General features: G+C 43.0%; 12 protein-coding genes. 10 read left to right on the top strand and 2 right to left on the bottom strand.

All coding sequences use genetic code 11. From position 1 onward, the window contains the following. Positions 1–4: 4 nt before the first annotated feature. Positions 5–1,324, top strand: coding sequence for a RagB/SusD family nutrient uptake outer membrane protein (locus DDT91_RS03025; protein WP_187174659.1), 1,320 nt, complete (start codon positions 5–7; stop codon positions 1,322–1,324). 46 nt (positions 1,325–1,370) lie between these two features. On the opposite strand, the gene DDT91_RS03020 is transcribed toward DDT91_RS03025, so the two are convergent. Both DDT91_RS03020 and DDT91_RS03015 read right to left on the bottom strand, forming a co-directional pair. Continuing rightward, a complete protein-coding gene (locus DDT91_RS03020) occupies positions 1,371–1,634 on the bottom strand; it encodes a hypothetical protein (protein ID WP_187174658.1) in 264 nt (87 codons plus the stop codon). A 554-nt stretch (positions 1,635–2,188) separates the two neighbouring features. Beyond that, on the bottom strand, positions 2,189–2,608 hold the full coding sequence (locus DDT91_RS03015; RefSeq protein ID WP_187174657.1) for a MauE/DoxX family redox-associated membrane protein: 420 nt from the start codon (positions 2,606–2,608) through the stop codon (positions 2,189–2,191). Positions 2,609–3,167: 559 nt separating this feature from the next. Between DDT91_RS03015 and DDT91_RS03010 the strand changes: the two genes are divergently transcribed. The 9 genes from DDT91_RS03010 (at position 3,168) to DDT91_RS02970 (ending at position 10,431) form a co-directional block, all read left to right on the top strand. Then, positions 3,168–3,773 carry a Crp/Fnr family transcriptional regulator gene (locus DDT91_RS03010; protein ID WP_187174656.1) on the top strand — a complete coding sequence of 202 codons (606 nt, stop codon included), beginning with the start codon at positions 3,168–3,170 and terminating at the stop codon, positions 3,771–3,773. Next, positions 3,760–4,662 carry a terpene synthase family protein gene (locus DDT91_RS03005; protein WP_187174655.1) on the top strand — a complete coding sequence of 301 codons (903 nt, stop codon included), beginning with the start codon at positions 3,760–3,762 and terminating at the stop codon, positions 4,660–4,662. The genes DDT91_RS03010 and DDT91_RS03005 overlap by 14 nt, the downstream gene beginning before the upstream one ends. A 13-nt stretch (positions 4,663–4,675) precedes the next feature. Continuing rightward, positions 4,676–4,870 (top strand): hypothetical protein, encoded by a 195-nt coding sequence (locus DDT91_RS03000; RefSeq protein ID WP_187174654.1) that lies wholly within the window; start codon positions 4,676–4,678, stop codon positions 4,868–4,870. Positions 4,871–5,101: 231 nt separating this feature from the next. Continuing rightward, positions 5,102–5,746: a DUF6266 family protein gene (locus DDT91_RS02995; RefSeq protein ID WP_187174653.1), complete on the top strand. Its 645-nt coding sequence runs from the start codon at positions 5,102–5,104 to the stop codon at positions 5,744–5,746. 404 nt (positions 5,747–6,150) lie between these two features. Beyond that, positions 6,151–6,900: a hypothetical protein gene (locus DDT91_RS02990; protein WP_187174652.1), complete on the top strand. Its 750-nt coding sequence runs from the start codon at positions 6,151–6,153 to the stop codon at positions 6,898–6,900. Then, positions 6,900–7,328 carry a DUF5675 family protein gene (locus DDT91_RS02985; protein WP_187174651.1) on the top strand — a complete coding sequence of 143 codons (429 nt, stop codon included), beginning with the start codon at positions 6,900–6,902 and terminating at the stop codon, positions 7,326–7,328. Before DDT91_RS02990 ends, DDT91_RS02985 begins: the two co-directional genes overlap by 1 nt. Then, positions 7,304–7,528 carry a hypothetical protein gene (locus tag DDT91_RS02980; protein ID WP_187174650.1) on the top strand — a complete coding sequence of 75 codons (225 nt, stop codon included), beginning with the start codon at positions 7,304–7,306 and terminating at the stop codon, positions 7,526–7,528. The genes DDT91_RS02985 and DDT91_RS02980 overlap by 25 nt, the downstream gene beginning before the upstream one ends. 84 nt (positions 7,529–7,612) lie before the next feature. Further along, a complete protein-coding gene (locus tag DDT91_RS02975; RefSeq protein WP_187174649.1) occupies positions 7,613–7,855 on the top strand; it encodes a hypothetical protein in 243 nt (80 codons plus the stop codon). Between the two features lie 848 nt (positions 7,856–8,703). Beyond that, entirely contained in the window at positions 8,704–10,431 is a 1,728-nt protein-coding gene (locus DDT91_RS02970) for a PAS domain-containing protein (protein WP_187174648.1), read from the top strand. Positions 10,432–10,714 lie beyond the last annotated feature (283 nt).

The raw sequence follows: 10,714 nt of genomic DNA, 5'->3' as shown, positions 1-10,714 counted from the left end.
CTGAATGAAAAACTTACTTTACTTCCCCATACTTGTGTTCCTTTTCGGCTGTGCTGGGTTTCTGGACGAGAAACCCAGCAAAACATTGGACACCCCCACCTCCTTTGATGCGTTGCAAGCGATGTTGGACAACTCATCCACCATGAATTTCCAACCCGCACTTCCGCTTATTCTGGGAGGAGAATATGTATCAGATGATGCGGGAATACTGGCGTTGCCGATTTGGCAGCAAAACCTATACCTGTGGAAATCCGAACCCTTTCAGGTGGATGATTTGGTGTTTGACTGGAGAAACATGTACAATCAGGTTCAGAACGCCAATGTAATTCTTGAGCAACTGGAGCAGTTGCCCAAAAATGACTCCCGTTGGTCTGAAATCCGCGGTGCAGCCCTGTTTTTCAGAGCCCATGCGTATTTCAACCTGTATAACCTGTTTTTGGACGGTCCAAACCTGGAGAGTTTGAATCTCAATCTTTCCATTCCGGTTCGGAGGACTACAGCGATCGGCCTGAGTGCTGAATTTGCCGGCAGAGAAGAGATACTGTCACTGATCAAGACGGATTTGGAAGAGTCAGTGGGATTGTTGCCAAACCAGTCCCAATACTTGTTTAGGCCTTCAAAAATTGCAGCCTATGCTTTGCAGGCTCGGGTGTACCTTGCCCGGGGAGCGTATGACTTGGCTTTGCAGGGCGCAGAAAACGTCCTGAATTCTTACAGGCAATTGCTTGATTACAAAATGGTGAATCAGACTGCATCCTTTCCTTTCGAACTGGTTAACAGAGAAGTTATCTGGCAGAGTAGAATGGGGAGTTACAACTTTATTTTTTCGCAGACCGCTTTTCAGGTAGATCCGGGCTTGTATTCCCTGTATGAAACCACAGACCTCAGGAGGACCTTGTATTTTGTGAGGCGAACTAATGGCCCATTCAATTTTCGGGGAAGTTATGACGGAAGCAACACCTTGTTTACCGGATTGACCACGGGGGAAATGCTGTTGATCCGGGCGGAATGTTTGGCAAGAGCAGGTCAAACGACCAGGGCCTTGGTCGATCTGAATACCTTGCTTTCCAACAGATATGCTATCGGTTTTCAGCCCCTTCAAAATTTGGAAGGAGAGGCACTTCTGAAAAGAATATTGGAAGAAAGGAGAAAAGAGTTGGTATTTAGAGGAATCAGGTGGTCAGACTTGAGGAGGCTCAATAGGGAACCTGCATTCCAAATTACGATGCGGAGAACCTTTCAAGGAGCGGAATTTGAAATAAGCCCACAGGCAAGAACGTATGTCTTACCCGTTCCTCCCAGGGAATTGAGTTTTGTGAATTGAATGAAGCAAACAGGGCGGAGGTAGTGCTCCGCCCTGAGTAATTGATTTATGGAATCAAGACAAACTGCTTGTCAGTTGTGCCAATGGGATGCATCAAGCTCTCTTGGCTGTAAAGGCAGGCTTCGGTGCCGATGTCACATCGGTAATTGACGGGATTTTGCGGATCGTTTACCACTACCCAGGTTTCGCCTCCGTCAGGAGTTCCATATTGCGGATTGTTGTTAGTCGGACTGGCAAAATTCATTGCCACGGCGGCTGTTGCTCCCAGTACCAGTGCCAGTACAGAGAGCAGGTTTGTCATTCGTTTCATAACGGTGTTGTTTGTGAGGATGGCTCCTCGGGTTACACATCGGTTATTGGTACTCAGGACCTCTGGTTTGGCATCCGGTCCGCGGATTTTGTCCTTCGTGAGGACGCCATCCAAAAGGACACCATTCCAGAGGCTGAACCGTCCGGGTTGCCCCGGTTGAGGAGTCGGTTCGTACTCCCCACACCGTCGAGATAGGTTAGTTTCTCCATTCTCACCAACCTTGGAGAAGACGGTATGACTCTTTGTAATTATGTTTTTGTTTTTTTAACTTATAACTCGAAGCATATCTAATCTTTGGTCTTAAAGCTCTTCTGTTTTTTTGCAGCCTTTACCTTAGAATAATTCAGGGCTGCGGAGCGGTTGAGACACCCACCGCTCCATTTTTTGGTTTTTGGTTTTCCTTTCAGAGCTGAAAACCTTAAGAATCTTAATCCGCTGGTTTCATGCCTTTTGGAAAGGTGAATTGCAGTTAAAGGATTTTGCATCCCGAAGATTCATTTTTCAAGATCTCTTCTTGCCCGCTACTCGAATTCCAATCTTTTTGCCTTCTCCCTTCAGCTTTCTGACTTTCTCCCCATCTCCAGCCTCATTCCGGCCACAGAAATCCCAATCAAGACCATATTCAAAACAAAATGTGCTCCCCATCCCAGGCTTTCGATGATCCCGGCACAGTTGCAGGGTACACGGGGAAAAGCTCCTACCCAAATCAGTCCCACATAAGTGACGAATACTGTCAGCAGTAAAGCACTGCCCAAGTATCCCCACCATCGTGTTACCGAAAAGAGCAGGAGTAGGGCGAGTAGCAACTCAGTAATGGGTACAGAATAAGAAAGAATTTCTGCCAGTTCTGCCGGAAAGGTCTGATTATGGAATGCCTTTCGGCTTTGCTCGAATCGAAGCAGTTTTTCAAAGCCGGTATAGACCCAAATGAAAATCAATAGGCTATAAGGAATATGTCCTTGTATTGTTTTCATGCCTTAATCCTTGTTTTATATATGGACTTAATACTTTTTCCAATTCGGCTGAGAGCTAATCAAACCTGTTCTAACCAAGTTTATAAATTAGAACCCAGGCCAAATGTGTGATGAAATTTAAATTGCTTCTGTAATTACAATTCCCTCATTTAAAGGAGATTAAATCAGGCGACTTAATTTGAAGGATTTTTAGGCCAAAAATTTTCATCCCTTCATTGAATCCAAAAAAATCATCCAATTAACCACTCCAAATGACATGGCTTTCAAGGATACTGAACCACCTGTCCAAAGGAGAAAAAACTGATAATTTCAGCCAGTAAGAAAGGATCTGTAATTAGATCATTGGTTTTATTGCATACTGGAAGAAAGTATTTTGCCTAAAAGCCTTTATTTGACGGGTTTTTATTGAAAAAAATTAAAGTTGCCGATATCGATATTTGTTCTTTTAGTTCGTAACAATAATTTAACACTGGGTATTTTGTGATACAACCCAATATTAGGTCCATAGCGCGCCATTTTTCAATCTGATTTTGAGTCTTAACTAAACCAAAATATACCTATGGAGAAAATGTATTTTAACCAGTTGATGGCTGATTACAATTCAATCAGACCTTTTTCGGAGGAAGCTTACCGAGCAGTATTTCAAAAATTGTTGTTTAGAAGGCTTCCTAAAAACTTTGTTCTTAAAAAATCCAATAAATCGGATGACCGAAGCAGATATATCTGTGAAGGATATGTGGGCATGTTTCATTATTCGGAGGAGAATGAAAATAGGCTGGTTTTGCTTTATGGACCCACCGATACCGTATTTGATGAGCAATCATTTAGGAAGAAAATTCCTTCTTCTTTTTCACTGAAGACACTTTCACCGACCATTTTATTTGAATTCCCTATCGAGGCCGAACAAGCCTTATTGGTTCAAAATCCCGAGTTTGCTTTTTTAGCTCTAGAAGTCGCTCACCGGATCAATTACCGAAACTTTGAACAGTCGATTATCAAGGCTAAAAAGTTTGAAACAGGATTTCCCATGCTTTTAAAGCGTTTCCCCGGAATCGATCAGATCCTGAAGAATCGGGAATTGGCTGATTATTTCGGAGTTAGTCTAAGTACTGTTGAGAGATATAAGAGGAACTACTATAAATCCCAACCCGATGAAAAAGCATGAATTCCCTTTCAAATTGAATCCCTCAACCGATTTGTTGGATGAGAAAATCTTGAGATGGGCTTGGGAAAAGAAGCTGGTAGCTGATGTGGAAGAACTGGAACGCCTACGTACTCAAAAGATCAATAGTTTTGCAGGATTTCTTTTTCCTGAAGCCAATGAGGATAAGCTTCAGGTAAGTATGAAGCTGTTCCTATGTCTTTTTTTACTGGATGATCTGTTGGACGTGGAATATGGCAAGCATCAGGTGGAATTTTTGGACTCCCTCATGGTTCCCGGACAGTCCACTTTTGACCTGGAATCCAGGCTAGGGAGACTGGGTTTTGAAATATCTCTTCTTGGATTGCAACTTGAACAGCAAGCTCCGTGTCTTACTGGCGGCCAGTCCTGGAGGGAAGTTTGGCAATTTTACATGGAAGGCCTTCAGTGGGAGACCATCAACCGGTCTTTGAAAAATACTCCCTCCATCACCGAATACCAGATGATGAGACCCCATTCTTCGGGAGTTTTTTTGGCCATCCATCTTCTTAAACCAAGGCAAGTATTAGAAGAATGTGATACCCAGCTATTGGAACTGACCATCGCCAGATTTATCTGCCTGTCCAACGATTTGGCATCATGGGTAAAAGAATTAGAAATGAATGATCGTCACAACGAACTTTTACTCCTGAGATCGTTCTATGGGGAAAAAGCAGATGCCATGGTCAACCAGGAGCTTGACATGCTCAAAAAGAAGATTTTTTACCTCTCTGAATTGTTGAGTTTAAAATCCGAAGAATGCAGACAGTGGGTGGATAGTCTGCTGTATCTGGTGGGTGGCTGTATGGCCTGGTCAAACATGACCTTTAGATATACAAGTGGGATCAATGGTAAATCGAGGTATCTAGAATGAAAGGAGGGAGACCATGCTTAAGAAACGTTGTGTTATCTATCCTAAAGACATTCAGATTATCACAGGTAGGAGCGAGCGGTACAGTCATTCCCTGATTCAGAAGATCAGAAAGTTTTACCGCAAAGAGTCTCATCAATACGTCACCTTGGATGAATTCTCTGCTTTTTCGGGAATTCCTATCGAGCAAATCGAACCTTATATTTTATAGACAGAGGGTTGTTTTGGCTCCCTTTGGCCTTTCTGTAAATAAGGATACATTTCACCTAATGAAAGAGTAGAGTAAACCCCAGCACAAGGATACAGGCTATCAATTTCGGGTCATCTTCGACTCATCTTGGACTCAAGGCCGTATCATGCTTGGGTTCAATCCTATCCTGAATCGGAAAAAAGGCAATACGGAGTAGAAAAAGTGCCCGGATGAATAACCTTAACTATACGTATGGCTATACGATTGGAAAATTTATTGGGGAGTGTGAGTGGGAAGCTCGGTAAACTCATCTTATATGAGCGAAACGGAAAGCTGTGTGTACGGTCTAAACCGGAGAAAATCAACGTCCCGCCATCACCCAAACAAATCTATCAGCGAAAGGCATTTGCCAAGGTGTCTACCTTTTTGACCCCTATCCGTAAGGAGATTGAATTTGGTTTTTCAGGGATCAAGGGAGAGAACTCCAAACGCTTTGGAAAAGCACTTTCTCTGGCCGTAAAGAAAGCCGTATTTCCCGAACAAGGTGTTCCCGAGCTTTATCCCGAACTTATCTATACTTCAACAGGAGATCTGCTCGGTCCGGTTGATTGCCAGATGGAATGGGAATCTCCCCACACTCTTGCTATACAATGGAGGCCCAATTCTTTTGAAGGAAACGGGGTGGATGCGGATAGCGTATTTTATGTTGCTTATGATCCCCTAACCCAAAGAAAATGGAGTGTGAGGGAAGGGGGGTACAGGAAAAATGGTAACCTAAAGATAGAGTTTCCTTGGAGCGGCCCCTTGCAAGGGAAGTTTTACCATTATTTATCCTTTTATAGAATCAAGAAAAATGGAGTGGAGTTTTCGGATTCTGTATGCCTGGGATTTTTTTGAAACTAGGTTTTTGACCTTAAGAGAATAGCTTCAATTGGAGTTCAAATCCAAAATGAATTGACTGATTAAGCCTTGGATAATTAATCGACTCTTGTCGGAATTTTAGAATAAATCCATCATGGCAATGACCTGTCCAGAAGAGCTCTATTCGGACAGGTCTTTTTTTGTTTCCCTTGATGTAATTCAGCATAGCAAAGTTGTATGAGGGCTACTTAGGTGTCTAGGAAATGGAAGTTCCTGCATGCCTATGCATAATCTGCATAATCTGCGAAAACCTTCATTTTGATACACGGATGATCTTTTTAGGATAAGTTTTGCATAGATGGCGCAGACCGCACATTCAATTGATAATCAATTCAATGCCTTTGATCTTGGTGTCATGTTTCACTTAAACCCCATGTAATATGGCAAAGCAAACAGGAGTAATTACGCTTAAAGGACCGGTCGGGAGACTGTCCTTTTACAAGACCCGAAATGGTTACCTCGCCAGGGAAAAAGGCGGGATAGAAAAGTCCAGGATCATGAATGATCCCAGATTTGCCCGTACCCGGGAAAATATCCGGGAGTTTACCGACAATGCGACCTCATCCAAGCTTCTTCGCGATGCGCTGAGACCTGTGATTTCGAAGATCGGAGACAGAAGACTCAATCTGAGGATTACCCAGGTATTGATGCAGGTGTTGAAGTCTGATGAGGAAAGTGTCAGAGGTGATCGAAAAGTCAAACTTGGCAATTGGGAATTGATCAAGGACATGGAGATGAACTCAAGATCATCTTTAAGGAGTACGCTTTTTTTTGAGATACAGAGTTTGGATTCTCCAAGTGCCTGGCAGGTGCAACTTCCGGCGTTTGTTCCAGGAGATATGATTGCGATCCCGATGGGGGCTACCCATTACAGAATCTCGGCCACAGGGGTTGGGGTAGATTTTGATTTGGGTACCCGTACGGTGGTCAGTTCCACAGCCGGTGCTCAGTCTGTTTTGGATGCAGCCACAGCCCAATCCCTTTCGGTAAATAAGGCAGAGCTCAGCGGTACCCACTTCGTTTTCTTGTTGAGTGTGGAATTTATCCAGATCGTCAACGGTGTGGAGTATGCGATCAACAATGGGGCTCACAATGCAGCCAAAATTCTTGGTGCCATTAAGTCAAGCTGATGAGATTAATCCTTAAAAGAAGATATACTCCCCGGGCCACCCTGGGGAGGCTATATCTGGGACAGCGCCAACTCTGCTTTGTGAGAGAAGCGCCCAAGGCCTGTTTCGGCGGAGCGCATTCTTGCCTCGAAGAGGGGGTGTATGAGCTCAGTCCGGAATATACCGAAGAAGCGGGCTGGATGATTCGGGTAGGGGAACAGGGCGGGATCAAATCCCTGGGCCCGGATCAACCTCCAACCTCAAGAATCATGGCACCTGTGACCAGCTATCGGGCAGATGGTACTCCGCTTTTTACCCGATTGGCTTTTCAGCGCTTGCTTGATGAATTGGGCTGTTGGTGGGAGCGGGGAGAGGTGGTGGAGTTGCAGGTAGTATCTGTGGGAGTTCCTTATCGGTTGGAATCATGCCGGATAGCCTCGTTCTATTAGGATGGTTGGGGGCACTGGTTTCCCTATTGCTGTCGGTAATTGCCTATTTCCTAAAACTTTTGATTCAGGATTTCAGGCAATTGAGAGACCAAGTACTGGTGTTCAGAGAGTCTTTGATCCGATTGGAACATGAGCAAAGCCGAATAAAGTCCCTTTTGTATAACAAAACTGGAAAACGAAAGCCATTGCTCCAATCCTGAATTTCAGCCCTTTGTGACACGGTCAAGTGTCTGGTAACTAGGAAAAAGTAAGTGTTTAATTATCAACGTCAAACTTCAAAATCAATGTCAACTTTAGATGAGATTAAATATAGAGCTCAGGCTCCAACACCTCCTTTTTTTCAAAAATTGAAGAGAGTAGGTTTTATGGTGGCTGCGGTAGGAACGGCAGTACTAACTGCCCCCGGGGAATTACCGGAAATCCTTCTTACATGGGCTCAGCATTGTCTGACAGGAGGTATCGTTTTGATTACCGTCTCCCAATTGGTGGTAGATCAAGACTACAGTAAACTCAAAATGCTTTCATGATCATAAAGGTCCGGGTGAAGTTACCCGGACCTTTTTTCTATCCAATTTAACCAGATGGACACAGGAAAGTCTTCACTTCCCATCCGCCCTTTCCATCCCTTCGATCATCATCATTCGCTATTCGAAATTCGCTATTCTTTCAGTTTTCAGATTTCCTGACAAATCCTTCAGACTTCCTTAACGCTTAACCATTAACGCTTAACGACCTGCCCCTCACTTCAATATTCATCATTCGATGTTTTCGAAACTTCCATGCCTCCTGACATCCCTGCCCCCAAGCTCCACTTATTTTTCAGACTTCCTTAACGCTTAACCCTTAACGCTTAACGACCTGCCCCCACTTCAATATTCATCATTCGATGTTTCCTAATCTTCCATGCCTCCTGACATCCCTGCCTCCAAACTCCACTCATTTTTCAGACTTTCTTAACGCCTTAACGCTTAACCCTTAACGCTAAACAACCTCCCCCCACTTCAATATTCATCATTCGCTATTCGACCTTCGATATTTTTTAGCTATTCGAAATTCCGCATTCTTTCAGTTTTCAGACTCTATTTCCGGAAGCGGTTATAGTTGCACAGGTTATTGATCAATTCTCCAATACAACACGATCCTCTGGCTTCCCGACTTTATTATTTAGCTCAAGTGGATTTTCTTCCTCAAATTCTTTTTTAAGTAGATCCTGCCTCGATCAATTTGGGGATAAAATTGGAACGGAGCCCTCAACTGGAATCCCTTGTGTTTACATATTTTTGCAATTGATAATTTCAGCTTTTACATTTCTTTGAATTAGATTAATTTTCCTCAGTTTATTTATATTAATGATAGTTCATCGCCACTGTTTAAAATGGCAAGTCCGAATTTTGAAATTTTTGTACCGGATTTTATCAAAAACTCCACGGTCTATTTTGCGATAGTGACAGATTTGGAAGGGGTCTACCAATACGTCAATAAGCGTTTTCAGGCGCGGTTTGATTTTTTGGGGTCAGATTTCATAGGAAAGTCATTCATGGTCGGGATTCATCCTGATGATCACCTGATTTGCCTGGAAACTGTCAAATCATGCCTTGCTCATCCGGGTAGGATAGTTCCGGTCTTTTTGAGAAAACCTATAAAAGGCCAAAAAGAACATGTCTGGTCTCATTGGGAGTTTTCGACCCTGCTTGATGAAAATCAGGTTCCCCTCGGAGTGTTGTGTATTGGTCATGACATAACCGATGCAGAAAAAGCCACACGCAAAGCCCAGGAATTAGCCGAAAGAGTGGAAACTATTTTGGAAGAAATTTCAGACGGATTTTTACACCTTGGAGTCAACATGGAGATTCGAAGGATCAATTCCAAATTTGAGCGGCTTTTTGAATTGGATCGAAAGGACATCCTCGGCAAATCTGCCCCAGAATTGGAAGACAAGGGGTTTAATGAAAATCTTTTACAAAAGTTCTCCACCATTCTTCTGGAGAATCAGTTGGCTGTTTTTGAGGAATTTCTAGTTCCCTCCCAAAAATGGGTTTTGATTACTGTTTATCCTTCCAATGCCGGCCTCACCTGTTTTATCAGGGATATCACTGAGGAGAAAAGAAGAAAAGCTCATATAGAGCTTTCTGAAAACAAGCTGAAAGCGGTCTATGATAGCACGGTGGACAGCAACCTACTGATTGGCTTAGAAGGGGAAATATTGAATTTCAACAGAGTAGCCAATGAAACTTCTCTGAAAACAAAGGGGAAAGAATTGGTATTGGGCAGCTCAATAGAGGATTTTCTACCTGAGGATAGTTTGGAAGGATTTCGTGAGAATTTCCCGAGAGCCCTTGAAGGAAATCAGGTTCAAATTGAAGTACTCCGTTATTTGAGAGGAGTGCCCTATTGGTTTGAAGTATCTTATTTTCCAGTTAGAGACGCTTCTGGTTCATTGATGGGAGTAGCCATGAATATCAAGGATATCAACGCCAGGAAACTGACCGAACTCGAACTCAAGGAAAGCCAGGGGATGTTGAACGCAATCTATAACAGTACATCTGAGGCCTGGTTTTTTCTAGATAAGGAGTTGAAGATTAAATCCAGTAATAAGGCGGCAAAACTGCTGACCCAGTCCCTGCTCGGGCGACCCATGACCATCGGAGAATCGTTTTTGGATTTTCCTCATCTCAATTCCAACATGGAGGTAGCATCTTACCTCAAGCAAGTAATTGCTGGTTCTAAAATCAATTTTCAAAAATTTCAGGATTCAAGATGGTGGGATATTTTGATGGAGCCAGTATTTGACAGTGAACGAAGTGAAATTATAGGAGTATCCTACATCATGAAGGATATTTCCTTGATGAAGGAAAACGAAGATCGAATTCTTAAACAGAATGAACTGTTGAAAGAAATAACCTGGCATCAATCCCATGGATTGAGAAGGTATGTGGCCAACATATTAGCCTTATGTGATTTGGTAATCAATTATTCCCAAGATTCCGAACAGGAAAGAGAAGAATTTATCACCATGATTTTAGCAGAATCCAAAAACTTGGATAGTCTTATACACAAAATTGTGGCCTTGTCTTCACATGCAGACCTGCGATTTGAAAAGTAATCCAAGGAAGAAGTCCTAAGCTGAAGATTTTTAGTGGATGTTCCGCGGCAAATTCGAATAAGTAAAACTGATAGTAACAAATAAGGCGATCTCCTCCCGCTAGGTAGATCCCCAAGGCTACCGGGATGGAAATGGATCATTATTCTTCTTGACACTATCCCGAAAAGTGTGTAAATAGATTTTGGGGTTAGTTAGAGTTTTAGACGGTTTTCAAACATAATCATAAATTGGTTTAGGATCATGCCCCAGTCTCGGATGGGCATGGTCCATTTTTTTGTAGTCT

This window comes from Algoriphagus sp. AK58 (genome assembly GCF_014324365.1).
Taxonomy (GTDB): Bacteria; Bacteroidota; Bacteroidia; order Cytophagales; family Cyclobacteriaceae; genus Algoriphagus.
The sequence above is the reverse complement of the archived record's forward strand: the minus strand, read 5'-3'. Positions and strand labels throughout refer to the sequence as shown.

Excerpts from the sequence above, each read along its gene's own strand:
- DDT91_RS03025 (WP_187174659.1), top strand. The coding sequence starts at position 5 with ATGAAAAACTTACTTTACTTCCCCATACTTGTGTTCCTTTTCGGCTGT.
- DDT91_RS03020 (WP_187174658.1), bottom strand. The coding sequence starts at position 1,634 with ATGAAACGAATGACAAACCTGCTCTCTGTACTGGCACTGGTACTGGGA.
- DDT91_RS03015 (WP_187174657.1), bottom strand. The coding sequence starts at position 2,608 with ATGAAAACAATACAAGGACATATTCCTTATAGCCTATTGATTTTCATT.
- DDT91_RS03010 (WP_187174656.1), top strand. The coding sequence starts at position 3,168 with ATGGAGAAAATGTATTTTAACCAGTTGATGGCTGATTACAATTCAATC.
- DDT91_RS03005 (WP_187174655.1), top strand. The coding sequence starts at position 3,760 with ATGAAAAAGCATGAATTCCCTTTCAAATTGAATCCCTCAACCGATTTG.
- DDT91_RS03000 (WP_187174654.1), top strand. The coding sequence starts at position 4,676 with ATGCTTAAGAAACGTTGTGTTATCTATCCTAAAGACATTCAGATTATC.
- DDT91_RS02995 (WP_187174653.1), top strand. The coding sequence starts at position 5,102 with ATGGCTATACGATTGGAAAATTTATTGGGGAGTGTGAGTGGGAAGCTC.
- DDT91_RS02990 (WP_187174652.1), top strand. The coding sequence starts at position 6,151 with ATGGCAAAGCAAACAGGAGTAATTACGCTTAAAGGACCGGTCGGGAGA.
- DDT91_RS02985 (WP_187174651.1), top strand. The coding sequence starts at position 6,900 with ATGAGATTAATCCTTAAAAGAAGATATACTCCCCGGGCCACCCTGGGG.
- DDT91_RS02980 (WP_187174650.1), top strand. The coding sequence starts at position 7,304 with ATGCCGGATAGCCTCGTTCTATTAGGATGGTTGGGGGCACTGGTTTCC.
- DDT91_RS02975 (WP_187174649.1), top strand. The coding sequence starts at position 7,613 with ATGTCAACTTTAGATGAGATTAAATATAGAGCTCAGGCTCCAACACCT.
- DDT91_RS02970 (WP_187174648.1), top strand. The coding sequence starts at position 8,704 with ATGGCAAGTCCGAATTTTGAAATTTTTGTACCGGATTTTATCAAAAAC.